Raw genomic sequence first — 15,627 nt, 5'->3', positions numbered from 1 at the left:
CCGGCAACGGCGCCGGGGTTTTCTTTTACTGTCGCTGGGATTCGTTGCGCAGGGCCAGGATCAGAACGCAAAGCACGCCAAGGCCGGCCTGGCCGGCGACCAGGATGTTGAACGGGTCCAGGTTGGACGCAATGACGCCGGTGAGCGCCCAGATCACGCCGAAGGCATAAGCAAAGCTGTCGCGGCGCAGGCTGAGCACGCTGATCGCGATCAGGAGCGCAAGGCCGAGTGAGATGATCGCGGCGGTCGTGGGGCCGGTGACGCCGAACCCTGCAAGCATCAGCCCGACCGAGACCGACGAGGCGGCGGTGAGCCAGCCGGCATAGAGGCCGATGGGTTCGCGCAGGAGCCAGCGATCCTCGACCCCGGCGCGGTAGAGCGCGGCGAGCGCGGCCAGCAGCATGACGAAGATCAGCACCGTCGCCCAGAACACCGAGACCTGCGCGAGCGGAATCCAGAAGGCGCCGGCGACGAGGCTGAGAAACAGCATGGGCCGGGCGGTTTCCCATCCGGGGGCCCGGGGCCGGCGCAACAGGCCGAAGCCCGCGCCGATGATCAGCCAGAGATAGATGATGCCCCAGATCGAGAAGGCATAGCCTTCGGGCTGCACCGGCGGGTCGTTCTGCGGCACCGGAAACTGGTCGGGGGTGAAGCCGTTGAAGCCCGAACTGAGCAGGGGAGAAACGGCAAAGGCCACGGCGGCCAGGAAGGTGAGAAGCGCTGTGAGGTTCATGCGCCGGACAATCGGGGCAGGCGCGTTACCGCGCAAGCCCCGCTGTTCACGAAATTCAGACCAGTTGCCCGTCTGCCGCAAGTCGCGTCTTGCCGCGCAGGTAGGGGTGCAGGGCGCCCGGCAGCTCGACCGAGCCATCCGCCTGCTGGCCGTTTTCCAGAACCGCGATCAGGCAGCGGCCAACGGCCAGGCCCGAGCCGTTCAGAGTATGGACGAATTGCGGCTTGCCACCGTCGGCGGGTTTGAACCGGGCATTCATCCGCCGCGCCTGGAAATCGCCGCAGACCGACACCGAGGAGATTTCGCGATAGGTGTCCTGGCCTGGCAGCCAGACCTCGATATCGTGGGTGCGGCGTGCGCCAAAGCCCATGTCGCCGGTGCACAAGACAACGGTGCGGTAGGGCAGGCCGAGTTTTTCCAGGATGCCCTGGGCACAGCCGGTCATCCGGTCGAGCTCGTCCCGCGAGTGGTCGGGATGTGTGATCGAGACCATCTCGACCTTTTCGAACTGGTGCTGGCGCAGCATGCCGGCCGTGTCACGGCCGGCGCTGCCCGCCTCGGAGCGGAAGCATTGCGAATGCGCGCAGTAGCGGCGCGGCAGGCTGGACTCGTCCACGGTTTCGCCGTTGACGATGTTGGTCAGTGTCACCTCGGAGGTCGGGATCAGCCACCAGCCGTTGGTGGTCTGATAGCTGTCCTCGCCGAACTTGGGCAGCTGGCCGGTGCCATACATCATGTCCTCGCGTACGAGCACCGGGGTCCAGGTTTCCTGCAGGCCGTTTTCCTCGACATGGGTGTCGATCATGAATTGTGCGAGCGCGCGGTGAATGCGGGCGATGGCGCCCGAGAGGACCACGAAGCGCGAACCGGAGAGTTTTGCCGCGGTTTCGAAATCCATGCCGGGTTTCACGCCGTCGATCTCGTAATGCTCTTTCGGCTGGAAATCGAAGCTACGCGGCGTGCCCCAGCGGTGGATTTCCACGTTGTCCTCTTCATCCGCGCCTTGAGGCACGTCCTCGTAGGGCAGGTTGGGGATTGTGGCGAGCAGGTCATTGAGCTTCTGGTCGAGCTCCTTCGCCTCGGCCTGCATCTGGGCCACTTCGGCCTTTTTGGCCGACACTTCCTCGCGCAGGCGGTTGAATTCCGCATCGTTGCCGGCGGCCTTGGCGGCGCCGATTTCCTTGGCGGCCTTGTTCTGTGCCGCCTGGGCGGTCTCGGAGGCGAGGATCTTGGCGCGGCGCGCCTCGTCGATCTTCAGAATCTCGGACGAAACCGGCGCATCCCCGCGGCGGGCGACGGCCGCATCGAAGGCGGCGGGATTTTCGCGGATGGCACGAATGTCATGCATCGGTCTGGTCCTTCTGACTCGGGTTTATCGTGGCGGTCTTATGGACGATTTAAGGGGGGATGGTAAACGGGGGATTGAATAGGGCGGGGAAGGTGGGTTGAAAACCCACCCTACGGGGATTGCAAAGGGGCGCGCGCGGGCATAGGTTCCGCCAAACTTCGCGCGGGCGGTAGCCCGCTGCATGCCAAATATGGAAAGGGTTTCCCATGGAAGGTGGCGGCGCATTTGCCTCGTTTCTCCCGCTCATCCTGATCTTCGCGATCATGTATTTCCTGCTGATCCGGCCGCAGCAGAAGAAAATGAAAGAGCACCAGCAGATGGTCGAGGCGCTGCGCCGGGGCGACCAGGTGATCACCCAGGGCGGCATCATCGGCAAGGTGGCCAAGGTGAAGGAAGACGGCGAGATCGAGGTTGAGATCGCCGATGGCGTCAAGGTGCGGGTGGTCAAGGCCACGATCGCACAGGTGCTGAACAAGACCGAACCGGCGCAATCCTGAGCCCGAGGGCTCACTAACAGCGGCGCGGGGGCGCATCCATGCTTCAGATCGATACCTGGAAACGCGTTCTGATCTGGGCGACCGTCGTGGTCGGCCTGATCCTGGCGTTGCCCAACGCGTTCTACACGCGGGTCGAAACCCACAACGACGCGCTGGCGGCCATCGAGGCGGGCGGAGACGCGGCGGGGCTGGAGGCCCAGGTGGGGATGTGGCCCGACTGGCTTCCTTCCGGGCTGGTGAACCTGGGGCTTGACCTGCGCGGCGGGGCGCATCTGCTGGCCGAGGTGAAGGTCCAGGATGTCTACAAGGCCCGTATCCAGGCGATGTGGCCGGAAATCCGCGACATGCTGCGCGAGGAGCGCGCGACGATCGGCACGATCCGCCTGCAACCGGGCGCGGACGAGGAGCTGCGCATTCGCATCTCGGAGGCCGACCAGGTTGAGCGCGCGGCCTCGCTGGTGCGGGGGCTGGCCCGCCCGGTGGCGAGCCTGACCGGCGCGGGCGCCAGCGATATCGCGGTAAGCACCGAGGGCGACATGGTGATCGTTCAGCTGAGCGATGCCGAGAAGCTGGCCACGGATGACCGCACGGTGCGCCAGGCGCTGGAGATCATCCGCAACCGGATCGACGAGGTGGGCACGCGCGAGCCGACGATCCAGCGGCAGGGCGCCGAACGGATCCTGATCCAGGTGCCGGGCGTGGGCAGCGCGGCGGAACTGAAGCGGATCATCGGCACCACGGCGCAGCTGACCTTTCAGCCGGTGGTGACGCGCACCGCGGACGAAAACACCAACCCCGGCCCGGGCGAGCAACTGGTGCCGTCGCGCGACGAGCAGGGCCAGTTCTACGTGCTGGAATCCGCACCGGTGGTGACCGGCGAGGACCTGGTCGACGCGCAGCCCAGTTTCGACCAGAACGGCCGGCCGGCGGTGACCTTCCGCTTCGATCCGTCGGGCGCGCGGCGTTTTGGCGATTACACGGCGGAAAACATCGGCAAGCCCTTTGCCATCGTGCTGGACAACGAAGTGATCAGCGCGCCGACCATCCAGGACCACATCCCCGGCGGCTCGGGCATCATCACCGGACGGTTCACGCTGGAGGAATCGACGGAACTGGCCGTGCTGCTGCGCGCGGGCGCGCTGCCGGCGGGGCTGGATTTCCTCGAAGAGCGCACCATCGGGCCGGAACTGGGCGCCGACAGCATCGAGGCGGGCAAGGTTGCCACGATCGTGGCTTTCGTCGCCGTGCTGGTCTTCATGGCGCTGAGCTATGGCCTGTTCGGCGTCTTCGCGAACGTAGCGCTGATCATCAATATCGGGCTGATCTTCGGCCTGCTGAGCCTGATCGGGGCGACGCTGACCCTGCCGGGGATCGCGGGCATCGTTCTGACCGTGGGGATGGCGGTGGACGCCAACGTGCTGGTCTTCGAGCGGATTCGCGAGGAGCTGAAAACCGCGAAGGGCCCGGCGCGGGCGATCGACCTGGGCTATGAAAAGGCGCTGTCGGCGATCATCGACGCCAATATCACCACATTCATTACCGCGGTGATCCTCTATGCCGTGGGCTCGGGCCCGGTGCGGGGATTTGCCATCACGCTGGGGCTGGGCATCCTGACCTCGGTTTTCACGGCGATCTTTGTCACGCGGCTGATGGTGGTGATCTGGTTCGAACGCCGCCGCCCGAAAACGCTGGAGGTGTGAGATGCGCCTGAGACTCGTTCCGAAAGAGACCAAGTGGGATTTCTTCAGCCGCTCGAAGCTGTGGCTGGGCATCTCGGCGCTGCTGATGGTGGTGGCCTTTGCCAGCTTCCTGGTGCAGGGGCTGAACTATGGCATCGATTTCCGCGGTGGCACGACGATCCGCACGGAAAGCGCGCAGCCGATCGACATTGGTGTCTATCGAGGCGCGATCGACGCGCTGGAGCTGGGCGATGTTTCGATCACGGAAGTGTTCGACCCGACCTTCGGGCTGGACCAGAACGTCTCGATGATCCGCATCCAGGCGCAGGACGGCGAGGAAGCCGTGAGCCCCGAGGTGATCGAAGCGGTCGAGGCGGCACTGGCGGGCGTGGTGCCGGACATCCAGTTCGTCAGCGTGGAATCGGTGGGGCCCAAGGTCTCGGGCGAGCTGATCCAGACGGCAGTGATCGCGGTGCTTTTGGCCATCGGCGCGGTGCTGGTCTATATCTGGCTGCGCTTTGAATGGCAGTTCGCGCTGGGCGCGGTGGCCGCGCTGGTGCATGACGTTCTGCTGACCATCGGGATATTCAGCGAGCTGCAGATCCGGTTCGACCTCGCGATCATCGCGGCGCTTCTGACCATCGTGGGGTATTCGCTGAACGATACCGTGGTCGTTTTCGACCGCGTGCGGGAGAACCTGCGCAAATACAAGCAGATGCCGCTGAAAGAGGTGCTCAACATCTCGATCAACGAAACGCTGAGCCGGACGATGATGACCTCGGTCACCACGCTTCTGGCGCTGATCGCGCTGTTCGTGCTGGGCGGCGACGTGATCCGCGGCTTTGTCTTCGCGATGATCTGGGGCGTGATCGTGGGCACCTATTCGTCGATCTTCGTGGCCAGCGCGATCCTGCTGTGGCTGGGCGTGAAGCGCGACTGGTCGAAGCCGGATGCCAACGCGGGCACGCAATATGCCAACATAGATGCCTGAGATCGTCGCGGGCGCGCTGGCGCTTGCGGGCGTCTGGTGGCTTTTCGCGGCGGCCTTCGTGGCCGGGATCGTGCGGGGGTTTGCCGGCTTCGGCACGGCGATGATTTTCCTGCCGGTGGCGGCCCAGGTGGTCGAGCCGGTGTGGAGCATCATCATCCTGCTGGTGATGGATGTGATCGGGCCGCTGCCGATCATCCCGCGTGCGATCCGCGAGGGGCACCCGAAGGACCTGGCACGGCTGGTGGCGGGGATGCTCGTGGCGCTGCCCGTGGGGCTGGCGGTTCTGTTCTGGGTCGATCCGTCGGTGTTCAAGCTTGCCGTGTCGCTGCTGAGCCTGGTGCTGCTGGTCTTGCTGGTGGCGGGTGTGCGCTATCACGGGCCGATGCGGCCGCCGCTGATCTATGCCACGGGGGGGCTGGGCGGGTTCCTGGGGGGCGCGGTGGGCCTGCCGGGGCCGCCGGTGATCCTGCTTTACATGGCGAGCCCGCATCCCGCGACGGTGATCCGCGCCAACAACACCACCTTTCTCTATTTCTTCGATGTGGCGATGCTGGTGGTCTTTGCCGCGCTGGGGCGGCTCCTGGGGATGCCGCTGGTGCTGGGGCTGATGGCGGCGTTGCCCTACCTGGCGGGCAACGCGGTGGGCTGGTGGATTTTCCGGCCCGGCTATGAAAGGCTCTATCGCTGGGTGGCCTATGCCATCATCGCGGCCTCGGCGCTGTCGGGGCTGGCGGGCGTGCTGAACGGAGGCTGACGATGAAACTGACCGAAACGCAGTTCGGAGACGTGACCCCGATCGACGGCTATGGCCCGGGGTTTTTCCGCATCGGGGGCGAGGTCTGCGAGGGGCCGGTGCTGCTGACCCTGACCGGCGTACGCAGCTGGGGCGGCTACGAGGACCGCGAGGCGGTGCTGGCGCTGGCGGGCGAGATCGACGTGATCTTTTTCGGCACCGGCGCCGAGATCGCGCATATCGCGCCCGATCTGCGCGATGCGATCGAGGCGGCGGGCATGGGCGCGGAGGTGATGAACACGCCGGCCGCCTGCCGCACCTGGAACGTGCTGGCCGCCGAGGGTCGGCGCGTGGCAATGGCGGCCTACCCGGTGTGAATGGGGCAAGGGCCGCCGCCCCGGCGCGCCCACCCGCCCACCCCGCGCCTCGGCGGCGGCCCTGCGCCTGTACGGCAGGCGTGGGGCCTGCGGCCCGCGGCGGGCAGGCGAGTATTTAGTGCCAAGAAAGAGCAGGGTTTTTTCCCTTCGCGGCATGGGGTAAGGCAAGGCCATGGAATTGCGTGTGACCGATCTGGCCGTCGCCCGTGGCGGCATTCCCGTGCTGGAGGGGCTGAACTTTGCGGTGAAGCCCGGCCGCTCGCTGATTTTGCGCGGACCGAACGGGATCGGCAAGACGACGCTGTTGCGCACGGTGGCCGGGCTGCAGCCACCGCTGGCGGGCGAAATCGGGCTGGACCGCGAGGCGATGGCCTATGCCGCCCATGCCGACGGGTTGAAGGCGACGCTGAGCGTGGAGGAGAACCTGACCTTCTGGGCGGCGGTTTTCGGCACCGGGACGATCGAACCGGCGCTGGAGGGGTTTGCCCTGCGCGAGCTGCGTGACCGGCCCGCGGGCGCGCTCTCGGCGGGGCAGAAGCGGCGGCTGGGGCTGGCGCGGCTGCTGGTGACGGGGCGGCCTGTGTGGGTGCTGGACGAGCCGACGGTTTCGCTCGACGTGGACGCGGTGGCGATGTTCGGCGCGGCGATCCGCGCGCACCTGGCCGGGGGCGGCATGGCACTGATCGCGACGCATATCGACCTGGGTCTGGACGAGGCGGAGGTGCTGGATGTGGGGCCCTTCAAGGCGCGCGCGCCGAAGGACGAGCATTTCGACGAGGTGTTCCTGTGATCGCGCTGTTGATCCGCGATCTGCGGCTTGCGATGCGGGCGGGCGGGGGCTTTGGCCTGGGGCTTGCCTTTTTCCTGATCGTGGTGACGCTGGTGCCCTTTGGCGTTGGGCCTCAGACCGGGCTCTTGTCGAAGATCGCGCCGGGCATCCTGTGGCTGGGGGCGCTTCTGGCCTGCCTGTTGTCGCTGGACCGGATTTTCGCGCTGGACTGGGAGGATGGCAGTCTCGACCTGCTGGCGACATCGCCCCTGCCGCTGGAAGGGATCGTGACGATGAAGGCGCTGGCGCACTGGATCACCACCGGCCTGCCGCTGGTGATCGCGAGCCCGCTTTTCGGCGTGCTGATGAGCCTGCCGCAGGCGGGCTATGGTCCGCTGGTCCTGTCGCTGCTGCTGGGCACGCCGGCGCTGTCGGTGGTGGGCACCTTCGGCGCGGCGCTCACCGTGGGGTTGAAGCGCGGCGGGTTGCTGATGAGCCTTCTGGTGTTGCCGCTTTACGTGCCGACGCTGATTTTCGGCGCCGAGGTGGCGCGGCGCGGGGCGGAAGGGGCCGAGATCGCGACGCCGCTTCTGATGCTGGCGGGGATCAGCGCGGGGGTGATCGCGCTGTTGCCCTTTGCCAGCGCGGCGGTGTTGCGCGTGAACCTGCGCTGAGACGCGGGTGCACTGGCGGGAGCGAGGGGCGCTGCCCCTCGCGCTCCCCGAGATATTTTCGGTCAGATGAAGCAGGGGATCGGTCTGGAATTGCGGGCGCGCGCGCTTATCTTCTGGTCATGGGCAAATTGGCGCGATACTGGCACATGGCCGAGGATGGGCGGATCGTCTGCGATCTGTGCCCGCGGCTCTGTGCGCTGCGCGATGGTCAGCGCGGTATGTGCTTCGTGCGCATGCGCGAGGGCGACCATCTGGTGCTGGACACCTATGGTCGGTCGTCGGGGTTCTGCATCGATCCGATCGAGAAGAAACCGCTCAACCATTTTCTGCCGGGCACGCCGGTGCTGAGTTTCGGCACGGCAGGCTGCAACCTGGCCTGCAAGTTCTGCCAGAACCACGAGATGTCAAAGAGCCGTGACACGGATCTCCTGGCGCAGGAGGCGAGCCCGGAGACGATTGCGCGGGCGGCGCGGAACGCCGGCTGCCGGTCGGTCGCCTATACCTACAACGATCCGGTGATTTTCCTGGAATATGCCGTGGATATCGCGGAGGCCTGCCGCGCGCGGGGCGTGAAGAACGTGGGCGTGACCGCCGCCTATGTGACCGAAGAGGCGCGCGCGGAGTTCTTTGGCGCGATGGACGCGGTGAATATCGACCTCAAGGGCTTTACCGACCGGTTCTATCGCAGGCTGACGGGCGCGGAACTGGGCCCGGTGCTGGACAATATCGCCTATGCGGTGAACGAGGCGGGCTGCTGGGTGGAGCTGACCGTGCTGCTGATTCCGGGCGAGAACGATGCGGTGGGTGAGATCGAGGAGATGAGCCGCTGGATCGTGGAGACCTGCGGGCAGGACGTGCCGGTGCATTTCACCGCGTTCCGCCCCGATCACCGGATGATGGACCGCGATGCCACTCCGGTGGAGACGCTGTTGCGCGCGCGGGCGGTGGCGAAAGAGGCGGGTATTCGCCACGTCTATATCGGCAACGTCAATCACGACGAGGCGCAGTCGAGCTATTGCGCGGGCTGCGGGGCGCGCGTGATCGAGCGCGACTGGCACCTGATTTCGGACTGGAAGCTGGACGGGCAGGGGCGGTGCCTGGACTGCGGCACGCAGATGCCCGGTGTTTTCGACGGCCCGCCCGGCACATGGGGACGCAAACGCCAGCCGGTGCACCTGATCGGGGCATGATGCGGCAAAGGTGATGATTTTGTGAACCTTTCAGGCTGGAAATGCGCCGCGATTTAAGGCAGATCAAGGCGGGCCTGTCCGCGCCGCGGCATGAGGCGGGTCAAACAGGACGAAGGACCGTCACATCATGAACCTGAACGCGCTGTGGGAATATGCCAACCCGCTGAAATTCATGCGCACGACCGAGCGACTTCTGCCGTTCTTCGCGGTTGCGACGCTGATCTTTTTCGTGGGGGGGCTGATCTGGGGGTTCTTCTTCACGCCCAATGATTACCGCCAGGGTTCGACCGTGAAGATCATGTTCATCCACGTGCCCAGCGCGATGATGGCGATCAATATCTGGGTGATGATGCTGGTGACCTCGCTGGTGTGGATCGTGCGGCGCCACCATGTGAGCGCTCTGGCCGCGCGGGCGGCGGCGCCGATCGGCGCGGTGATGACGGTGATCGCGCTGGCCACCGGGGCGATCTGGGGCCAGCCGATGTGGGGCACCTGGTGGGCCTGGGATCCGCGGCTGACCTCGTTCCTGATCCTGTTCCTTTTTTACCTGGGCTACATGGCGCTGTGGGCGGCGATCGAGAACGATGACACGGCGGCCGACCTGACCAGCGTGCTGTGCCTTGTGGGTTCGGTGTTTGCGGTTCTGAGCCGCTATGCGGTGAAATTCTGGAACCAGGGGCTGCACCAGGATTCGACGATCATGAAGGTGGGTGAGAAAGATCCGCTGGACCCGTCCTATTACCTGCCGCTGGTGGTTTGTATCGCGGGGTTCGTCCTGTTCTTCGTGGTGCTGGTGATCATTCGCACCAATACCGAAATCCGCGCCCGCCGGATGCGGGCGCTTTTGGCACGGGAGCGCCTGGGATGAACTTGGAACTGGGAAAATATGCGGAAGCCGTGCTGTCGTCTTACGCGGTCTCTCTGGTGCTGATCTTCTCGCTGGTGTGGTTGAGCCTGCGGCGGTCGCGCAAGGTGAAGGCGCAGCTTGACGAGGTGGAAGTGCGGAGGAAGCAGAATGGCTAAGCTCAGCCCGATGATGGTGGCGCCGCCGCTGGTCTTTGCGGCGCTGGCGGCGTTGTTCTATTTCGGAATGAAGCGGGACAATCCCGACGAGTTGCCGTCGCAGTTGGTGGGCAAACAGGCGCCGCCGGTGGAACTGGCGCAACTGGGGGAAACGCCGCTTCTGACCGACGAGGTTCTGGCGCAGCCGACCGTGAAGCTGGTGAATTTCTGGGGCACTTGGTGCGTGGCCTGCCGGGCCGAGCATCCGACGCTGTTGTGGATGCGCGACAACCTGGATGTGCCGCTGCACGGGATCAATTTCGACGACACCACGGCGCGGGCGCTGGCCTATCTGGAAGAGGACGGCAATCCGTTTTCCCACCTGGGCGAGGCGAAGACCGCGCGCACCAAGATCGACTGGGGTGTCTATGGCGCGCCGGAGACCTTTATCATCGACGCCAACGGGCGGGTGGTGATGCGCTTTGCCGGTCCGATCACGCAGCGGGTGCTGAACGAGACGATCCTGCCGGCGATCGAGAAGGCCAAGGTCGGCGAAATGCCGTCGAGCTGACGCGGCTCATCGCATCAGGTTGGGACGGATACGCAGGCCGCGGCGCGATTCCTGTGGCAGGTGGCGATTGAGGTGGCGGTTGATCAGGCCGAACAGCCCGATGATCAAAAGCGAGAACAGGATGAAATAGCCCGCCAGGATCGGGTAGGGGATGAATGGGTTGAAGGTCTTGTCGGCGAAATAGCTGGCGTAGTAGAGCGCATCACCGCGCTGGCCCAGCGTCGGGAAGGCCGAGAAAAAGACCAGCGTGGTGGCGTGGAAGAGAAAGATCGCCTCGTTCGTGTAGGCGGGCCAGCCGAGCCGCATCATTGTCGGCCAGAGGATGCGGCGGAAACGCGGCCAGCCGGAGATGCCATAGGCATCTGCGGCCTCGACATCGCCGCGCGGGACCGCGCGTAGCGCGCCATAGAAGATTTCACCAGAGTAGGCGGCGGTATTGAGGATCAGAACCACCAGCGCGCCGGCCTGCGCCGAGGTCAGCCAGGGCATGTAGCCTGCCTTCTTGATCGACAGGAAGATGAAATAGGCAAAGAAGAACTGGATGAACAGGGGCGAGCCGCGGAAGATGAAGATGAACCATTCGCAGGGTTTGCGGATCCAGGCGGGGCCGGCATTCTTGCCCACCGCCACGGCCGAGGCGATGAAGAAGCCAATGAGCAGCGCCAGCACGGCGAAATAGATATTCCAGATCATCCCCGAGCCGATCAGGGTAAACTGCTGGCAGAGGGTGAAGTCACTCCTCGGCAGGAGGCGTTCGCCGATGCCGATCGACCGCAGGGCATAGTCCTGGATGGTTTGCAAGCAGCTCATGCCGTTGCCTTTCGCTGCGCATCGCCGCCAAGCGTGGCCTGCCCGTGGGACAGCCGCCGGGTGAGCCGGGCGATAAATTTTTCCGAGACCCAGGTGAAGGCGAGATAGAAGACCAGCAGCGCCAGGAAGTACCAGATACGCCAGTCGCCATGCGGGTAGTCGGTGAAGCGGGCGTGTTTGGTTTCGCCCAGGTCCTTGGCCCAGTAGACGATATCCTCGACCCCGAGAAGGAAGAGAAGGGGGGTGGCCTTGATCAGGATCATCCAGAGGTTGCCCAGGCCGGGGATCGCATAGACCCACATCTGCGGCACCAGCACGCGCCAGAAGGCCTGACGGCGCGACATGCCATAGGCCTCGGCGGTTTCCATCTGGGCGCGGGGCACGGCGCGCATGGCGCCGTAGAGCACGTTGGCGGTGAAGGCGCCGAAAACGATGGCGAAAGTCAGTACTGCGAGGAAGAAGCCGTAGGTTTCATGCACCCATTGCGGCGAGTTGCCCAGTGGCAGCTTGGCCTGGGTGCAGACGATGAAATCGTTGCCCTGGCGCACGGGCTCGGTCCAGTCGGGGCATTTGATCTTGTGCCGGGCATATTCGAACATCTGGTCCAGCGCGATCACGAAGAACATGAAGAAGGCGATGTCGGGCACGCCACGGGTGATGGCGATATAGCCCTTGCCGAGCCAGGACAGAGGCAGGATGCGCGAGCGCGCCGCCCGGGCACCGAAAAAGCCGAAGAGCAGCGCCGCGGGGGCGGTGATGGCCAGCAATACCAGCACGGTCAGAACCGACCAGTACATGCCCATATGCTTGCCCGTGGTCAGGTAGCAGGCAAACCACTGGAATGTGCCCAGCGTGTCGGGATCGGTGCAGAAATCGAACATGGATGTCCCGGAGAAAAGGGCCCCCGCGCGGTAACGCGGGGGCCGTCAGGGGCTTACCAGGTGGAAGCCACTTCCCATTTGACGATGAGCTCGTTGAGCGAGCCGTCATCCTTCATCGACTGGATGGCCGCGTTGAGCTTTTCCTTCAGCTCGGTGTCGCTTTCGCGCAGGCCGAGGCCGACGCCGCCACCGATCATCTCGGTGCGTTCGAGGACCACGAGGCCGTCCTGCCCTTCGAAGGGTTTGAGATAGGCTTCGTCAGCCAGAACCGCGTCGGCTTCGCCGTTGCGCACAGCGGCGACGGTTTCCTCGGCAGTGGCGAACTCGATGAGTTGCCATCCCTTTTCTGCAATGAAGGCGGCCTGAATCGTGGTGGATTGAGCTGCGATCACGGCTTTTTCGACATCGAGACCCTCGTCCAAGGAGATATAGATCGAAGGATCCGGCGGGGTGTAGGCCTGGGTGAAGTCGATCACCTCTTCGCGTTCGTCAGTGATCGACATGCCCGCGATGATCACGTCATAGTTGCCAGACACGAGGTTGGGAATGATCGAATCCCATTCATTGGTGACCCATTCGCAGGTCAGCTCGGCGCGCTTGCAGAGCTCGTCGCCCAGTTCGCGCTCGAAGCCGTCGACCTCGCCCTTGTCGTTGATGAAGTTCCAGGGCGCATAGGCCCCTTCGGTGCCAAGGCGCACGGTCTGGCCGTGGCTTCCGGCGAGCGCCATGCCGGCGGAAAGCGCCAGCGCGGCCGTGGTCAGGATCAGTTTTTTCATGGTTTGCTCCCTTAGTGGTTTGTCGAGTACTTTCAAAGATTTCCCGCATTCTTCTCAGGCATGAACGGTTGAGGAAAGAAAGCCCTTGAGCCGTTCGGATTGCGGATTTCCGAACATCTGATCGGGCGGGCCTTCTTCTTCGATTCGTCCGTCATGCAGAAAGATCACGTGGTCTGAGACGTCTTGCGCCAGTTTCATGTCGTGAGTGACGATCATCATCGTACGGCCTTCTGCGGCAAGGTCCTTGATGACTCTCACAACCTCTTGTTCCAGTTCGGGATCGAGCGCCGAGGTGGGTTCGTCGAATAGCAGCGCCTCGGGCTCCATTGCCAGGGCGCGGGCGATGGCGGCGCGCTGTTGCTGGCCACCCGACAGCTGTGCAGGCCAGGCATCTGCCTTTTCGCCGATGCCGACCTTTTCAAGATAGCGGCGGGCGGAGTCCTCGGCCTCGTGACGAGGGCGGCCCAGCACGGTGACGGGGGCCTCCATGACATTTTGCGCAACGGTCAGGTGCGACCAGAGATTGAACTGCTGGAACACCATGCTGAGGTTGGTGCGGATGCGCACCACCTGCTTGGGATCGGCCGGGTGGCGGTGGTGGCCCTCGCCCCTCCATTTCACGGGTTCGCCCTGGAACAGGATTTCGCCCTGCTGGCTGTTTTCAAGCAGGTTGATGCAGCGCAGGATGGTGGATTTGCCCGAGCCTGATGAGCCGATGAGCGTAATAACGTCGCCCTTGTGCGCGGTGATGCTGACGCCCTTGATCACTTCGAGCGAGCCGAAGGCCTTGAACAGGTTGCGGACTTCGATAACCGGGGGCGTGGTATCCTGGGCAGCGTCTTGGGGCACGGTTGTCCGTTCGTTAATTCGATGAGCGGTTTCAACGAGAGAGTAGGGCCCAAAAACGGGGCGGATGCAATGAGCAATGCCAAGGCTCGGCCCGGGAAAGCGGAATTGCCGCAGATTTGGGCGGCGTCAGGGGCGCGGCGGGGGCGGGTTCGGCACGTCGAGATAGGCGCGGGCCGGAATGGCGATGAGATCTCTGATATGCAGGAGGGGGCGATCCGCGTCGGAAAGATCGGCGATGGCCTGGCGCGTGGCGGCAAAGAGCGGCGCGGGATCGCGGGTTTTCGCAGTGATCAGCGGCAGGCCGGGCGTCGGCCGGGTGCGAGTGATTTCACGCAAGTTTGCGGCAAAGCTGTCATGCGCCTGGATCAGCGTCCATGTCACCGCGTCGAGCGCGGCGAAATCGGCCCGGCCCTCGGCCACGGCGCGCGCCGAGGCGCGGTGTGCGCCGGTCTTGATGAGCGGACCCGGTGCGAGGCCAAGCCCGGCCATGTGGGTGGCGGGCGCCGCCCAGCCGGATTGGGACAGCGCTTCGTTGTAGGCGAACCGGCGCCCGGAAAAGGCGTCAAGCGTGTCGACGGGATCATCAGCGCGGGCGACGAAGACGGAACAATAGTGGCCCGGCGGGCAGCCGGGCAGGCCATAATCGGGTGTACCGACCAGTGTGACCGCGCCGTGCAGGCGCGCGCGGTAGGGATAACCGCAGGTTTGCGCCAGTAACAGGTCGGGGTTTTGCCAGATGTCCCAGACATCCATGTCGCGGGTCAGGGCCTGGGGACCATGGCCCAGATGGGCGCGGATCGCCTGCCACAGCCGGTCATTCGCGGCGGCGGTTTCCGGCCTGTCATACATCGGCAGGGCGGCGATCATCCCCCGGCCCTTTGGCGGGCGACGGCGCTGTCGCGGTCGCTGATGCCCAGGAGGTTGGCCACCACGCGCAACAGCGTGTCCTCGTGCATGTCGCGGCTGCCATCGGCCAGCACCACCTGCCACAGCGCGGTGAGCACGGCTAGGCGGTCCTCGTGCGGCACTGCGTCCTTGATCGCGCGGGTAAAGCGCACAGTGTCGGGGGCCTCGGCCTCGAGCGTTTCGGCCTCTTGCCGGAGCGCGGCGGCCTCGAACGGCGAAAGGTCGTAGCGGGTGGAGAGGATGCGGTCGATGCGGTCGATCTCGACCTGGGCATAGTCGTGATCGGAACGGGCCACGCGGACGAGAAGCGCGGCCAGCGCAAGCCGGGCGTCTTCATCGCCAAGTTGGCCGGGTTGGGGTGCGGTGAGCCTGCGCAGGAAGTCGGCGAACATCGGTGTCAGCCTTCCTCGGCGGCGGCGCGGGCGGCGGCGTTGTCTTCGGGGCTGAGACCGAGCGCTTCGCGCACGGTGTCGATCACGCCGATCTCCTCGGGGCGCTCCAGCCCGTCGGCCAGCGTGACCTGCCAGAGCGCGCGCAGCTTCTCCAGCCGGCCCTCATGCGCAACGGTTTCGCGGATCAGCGCGGCGAAGCGTTCGGTTTCGGGCGCCTGCTTTTCGAGCTTTTCGCAGGTGGCGCGCATCTTGGCGGCCTCGACCGCATTCAGATCGTTCGCGGCCGCGAGGATGCGGTCGATCCGGGCGATTTCCTCGACCCGGTAGGTGGCGTCGGACTTGGCCACGCGGACAAGAAGCGCGCCCAGGGCGAGCCGCGCATCGGGCTCGGGCAGCGGCGCGGGCGCGTGGTGCGAGAAAACCGACAGGATGCGTTGAACGATGGGCAT

The 15,627-nt window shown here is 65.1% G+C and carries 20 protein-coding genes; 11 read left to right on the top strand and 9 right to left on the bottom strand.

Going from position 1 to position 15,627, the window contains the following annotated elements:
• Positions 1 to 25: 25 nt before the first annotated feature.
• The gene (locus E0501_RS14275; protein WP_137702056.1) at positions 26 to 733 is read right to left on the bottom strand and encodes a hypothetical protein; all 708 of its coding nucleotides are present in this window, start codon (positions 731 to 733) and stop codon (positions 26 to 28) included.
• A gap of 55 nt (positions 734 to 788) precedes the next feature.
• Positions 789 to 2,081 (bottom strand): serine--tRNA ligase, encoded by a 1,293-nt coding sequence (serS, locus tag E0501_RS14270; protein WP_137702055.1) that lies wholly within the window; start codon positions 2,079 to 2,081, stop codon positions 789 to 791.
• A 206-nt stretch (positions 2,082 to 2,287) separates the two neighbouring features.
• Between serS and yajC the strand changes: the two genes are divergently transcribed.
• The 11 genes from yajC (at position 2,288) to E0501_RS14215 (ending at position 10,564) form a co-directional block, all read left to right on the top strand.
• Entirely contained in the window at positions 2,288 to 2,578 is a 291-nt protein-coding gene (gene yajC, locus E0501_RS14265; protein ID WP_137702054.1) for a preprotein translocase subunit YajC, read from the top strand.
• A 38-nt stretch (positions 2,579 to 2,616) separates the two neighbouring features.
• A complete protein-coding gene (secD, locus tag E0501_RS14260) occupies positions 2,617 to 4,278 on the top strand; it encodes a protein translocase subunit SecD (RefSeq protein ID WP_137702053.1) in 1,662 nt (553 codons plus the stop codon).
• A 1-nt stretch (position 4,279) separates the two neighbouring features.
• Positions 4,280 to 5,248, top strand: a complete 969-nt coding sequence (gene secF / locus E0501_RS14255) for a protein translocase subunit SecF (protein WP_137702052.1) — start codon at positions 4,280 to 4,282, stop codon at positions 5,246 to 5,248.
• Positions 5,241 to 6,002 carry a sulfite exporter TauE/SafE family protein gene (locus E0501_RS14250; protein ID WP_137702051.1) on the top strand — a complete coding sequence of 254 codons (762 nt, stop codon included), beginning with the start codon at positions 5,241 to 5,243 and terminating at the stop codon, positions 6,000 to 6,002. The genes secF and E0501_RS14250 overlap by 8 nt, the downstream gene beginning before the upstream one ends.
• 2 nt (positions 6,003 to 6,004) lie before the next feature.
• Positions 6,005 to 6,358 carry an Mth938-like domain-containing protein gene (locus tag E0501_RS14245; protein WP_137702050.1) on the top strand — a complete coding sequence of 118 codons (354 nt, stop codon included), beginning with the start codon at positions 6,005 to 6,007 and terminating at the stop codon, positions 6,356 to 6,358.
• 172 nt (positions 6,359 to 6,530) lie between these two features.
• Positions 6,531 to 7,148: a heme ABC exporter ATP-binding protein CcmA gene (gene ccmA, locus E0501_RS14240; RefSeq protein WP_137702049.1), complete on the top strand. Its 618-nt coding sequence runs from the start codon at positions 6,531 to 6,533 to the stop codon at positions 7,146 to 7,148.
• Positions 7,145 to 7,801, top strand: a complete 657-nt coding sequence (ccmB, locus tag E0501_RS14235; protein WP_137702048.1) for a heme exporter protein CcmB — start codon at positions 7,145 to 7,147, stop codon at positions 7,799 to 7,801. The genes ccmA and ccmB overlap by 4 nt, the downstream gene beginning before the upstream one ends.
• Positions 7,802 to 7,920: 119 nt before the next feature.
• Positions 7,921 to 8,991, top strand: coding sequence for an AmmeMemoRadiSam system radical SAM enzyme (gene amrS / locus E0501_RS14230; RefSeq protein WP_137702047.1), 1,071 nt, complete (start codon positions 7,921 to 7,923; stop codon positions 8,989 to 8,991).
• Between the two features lie 127 nt (positions 8,992 to 9,118).
• Positions 9,119 to 9,859 (top strand): heme ABC transporter permease, encoded by a 741-nt coding sequence (locus tag E0501_RS14225; protein ID WP_137702046.1) that lies wholly within the window; start codon positions 9,119 to 9,121, stop codon positions 9,857 to 9,859.
• Positions 9,856 to 10,014 carry a heme exporter protein CcmD gene (gene ccmD / locus E0501_RS14220; protein ID WP_137702045.1) on the top strand — a complete coding sequence of 53 codons (159 nt, stop codon included), beginning with the start codon at positions 9,856 to 9,858 and terminating at the stop codon, positions 10,012 to 10,014. Before E0501_RS14225 ends, ccmD begins: the two co-directional genes overlap by 4 nt.
• Positions 10,007 to 10,564, top strand: a complete 558-nt coding sequence (locus E0501_RS14215; protein ID WP_137702044.1) for a DsbE family thiol:disulfide interchange protein — start codon at positions 10,007 to 10,009, stop codon at positions 10,562 to 10,564. The genes ccmD and E0501_RS14215 overlap by 8 nt, the downstream gene beginning before the upstream one ends.
• Positions 10,565 to 10,570: 6 nt before the next feature.
• On the opposite strand, the gene E0501_RS14210 is transcribed toward E0501_RS14215, so the two are convergent.
• The 7 genes from E0501_RS14210 to E0501_RS14180 all read right to left on the bottom strand — a co-directional run bounded on the left by E0501_RS14210 (position 10,571) and on the right by E0501_RS14180 (position 15,627).
• Positions 10,571 to 11,374, bottom strand: coding sequence for an ABC transporter permease (locus E0501_RS14210; RefSeq protein WP_137702043.1), 804 nt, complete (start codon positions 11,372 to 11,374; stop codon positions 10,571 to 10,573).
• The gene (locus E0501_RS14205; RefSeq protein WP_137702042.1) at positions 11,371 to 12,255 is read right to left on the bottom strand and encodes an ABC transporter permease; all 885 of its coding nucleotides are present in this window, start codon (positions 12,253 to 12,255) and stop codon (positions 11,371 to 11,373) included. Before E0501_RS14205 ends, E0501_RS14210 begins: the two co-directional genes overlap by 4 nt.
• Before the next feature lie 53 nt (positions 12,256 to 12,308).
• A complete protein-coding gene (locus E0501_RS14200; RefSeq protein WP_137702041.1) occupies positions 12,309 to 13,031 on the bottom strand; it encodes a transporter substrate-binding domain-containing protein in 723 nt (240 codons plus the stop codon).
• 54 nt (positions 13,032 to 13,085) lie between these two features.
• A complete protein-coding gene (locus tag E0501_RS14195) occupies positions 13,086 to 13,880 on the bottom strand; it encodes an ABC transporter ATP-binding protein (RefSeq protein WP_137702040.1) in 795 nt (264 codons plus the stop codon).
• A gap of 126 nt (positions 13,881 to 14,006) precedes the next feature.
• A complete protein-coding gene (locus tag E0501_RS14190; protein WP_137702039.1) occupies positions 14,007 to 14,747 on the bottom strand; it encodes a phosphate/phosphite/phosphonate ABC transporter substrate-binding protein in 741 nt (246 codons plus the stop codon).
• On the bottom strand, positions 14,744 to 15,178 hold the full coding sequence (locus E0501_RS14185) for a tellurite resistance TerB family protein (RefSeq protein WP_137702038.1): 435 nt from the start codon (positions 15,176 to 15,178) through the stop codon (positions 14,744 to 14,746). The genes E0501_RS14190 and E0501_RS14185 overlap by 4 nt, the downstream gene beginning before the upstream one ends.
• Positions 15,179 to 15,183: 5 nt before the next feature.
• Positions 15,184 to 15,627 (bottom strand): tellurite resistance TerB family protein, encoded by a 444-nt coding sequence (locus E0501_RS14180; RefSeq protein WP_137702037.1) that lies wholly within the window; start codon positions 15,625 to 15,627, stop codon positions 15,184 to 15,186.

It is taken from the genome of Marimonas lutisalis (genome assembly GCF_005434965.1).
GTDB lineage: Bacteria > Pseudomonadota > Alphaproteobacteria > Rhodobacterales > Rhodobacteraceae > Marimonas_A > Marimonas_A lutisalis.
The sequence above is the reverse complement of the archived record's forward strand: the minus strand, read 5'-3'. Positions and strand labels throughout refer to the sequence as shown.

Bases quoted from the DNA above. Each gene is read 5' to 3' on its own strand.
- secD (WP_137702053.1), top strand. From the start codon at position 2,617: ATGCTTCAGATCGATACCTGGAAACGCGTTCTGATCTGGGCGACCGTC.
- E0501_RS14275 (WP_137702056.1), bottom strand. From the start codon at position 733: ATGAACCTCACAGCGCTTCTCACCTTCCTGGCCGCCGTGGCCTTTGCC.
- E0501_RS14215 (WP_137702044.1), top strand. From the start codon at position 10,007: ATGGCTAAGCTCAGCCCGATGATGGTGGCGCCGCCGCTGGTCTTTGCG.
- E0501_RS14200 (WP_137702041.1), bottom strand. From the start codon at position 13,031: ATGAAAAAACTGATCCTGACCACGGCCGCGCTGGCGCTTTCCGCCGGC.
- E0501_RS14205 (WP_137702042.1), bottom strand. From the start codon at position 12,255: ATGTTCGATTTCTGCACCGATCCCGACACGCTGGGCACATTCCAGTGG.
- E0501_RS14250 (WP_137702051.1), top strand. From the start codon at position 5,241: ATGCCTGAGATCGTCGCGGGCGCGCTGGCGCTTGCGGGCGTCTGGTGG.
- E0501_RS14185 (WP_137702038.1), bottom strand. From the start codon at position 15,178: ATGTTCGCCGACTTCCTGCGCAGGCTCACCGCACCCCAACCCGGCCAA.
- ccmA (WP_137702049.1), top strand. From the start codon at position 6,531: ATGGAATTGCGTGTGACCGATCTGGCCGTCGCCCGTGGCGGCATTCCC.
- E0501_RS14180 (WP_137702037.1), bottom strand. From the start codon at position 15,627: ATGCCCATCGTTCAACGCATCCTGTCGGTTTTCTCGCACCACGCGCCC.
- secF (WP_137702052.1), top strand. From the start codon at position 4,280: ATGCGCCTGAGACTCGTTCCGAAAGAGACCAAGTGGGATTTCTTCAGC.
- E0501_RS14190 (WP_137702039.1), bottom strand. From the start codon at position 14,747: ATGATCGCCGCCCTGCCGATGTATGACAGGCCGGAAACCGCCGCCGCG.
- serS (WP_137702055.1), bottom strand. From the start codon at position 2,081: ATGCATGACATTCGTGCCATCCGCGAAAATCCCGCCGCCTTCGATGCG.
- amrS (WP_137702047.1), top strand. From the start codon at position 7,921: ATGGGCAAATTGGCGCGATACTGGCACATGGCCGAGGATGGGCGGATC.
- E0501_RS14210 (WP_137702043.1), bottom strand. From the start codon at position 11,374: ATGAGCTGCTTGCAAACCATCCAGGACTATGCCCTGCGGTCGATCGGC.
- E0501_RS14245 (WP_137702050.1), top strand. From the start codon at position 6,005: ATGAAACTGACCGAAACGCAGTTCGGAGACGTGACCCCGATCGACGGC.
- yajC (WP_137702054.1), top strand. From the start codon at position 2,288: ATGGAAGGTGGCGGCGCATTTGCCTCGTTTCTCCCGCTCATCCTGATC.
- ccmD (WP_137702045.1), top strand. From the start codon at position 9,856: ATGAACTTGGAACTGGGAAAATATGCGGAAGCCGTGCTGTCGTCTTAC.
- E0501_RS14225 (WP_137702046.1), top strand. From the start codon at position 9,119: ATGAACCTGAACGCGCTGTGGGAATATGCCAACCCGCTGAAATTCATG.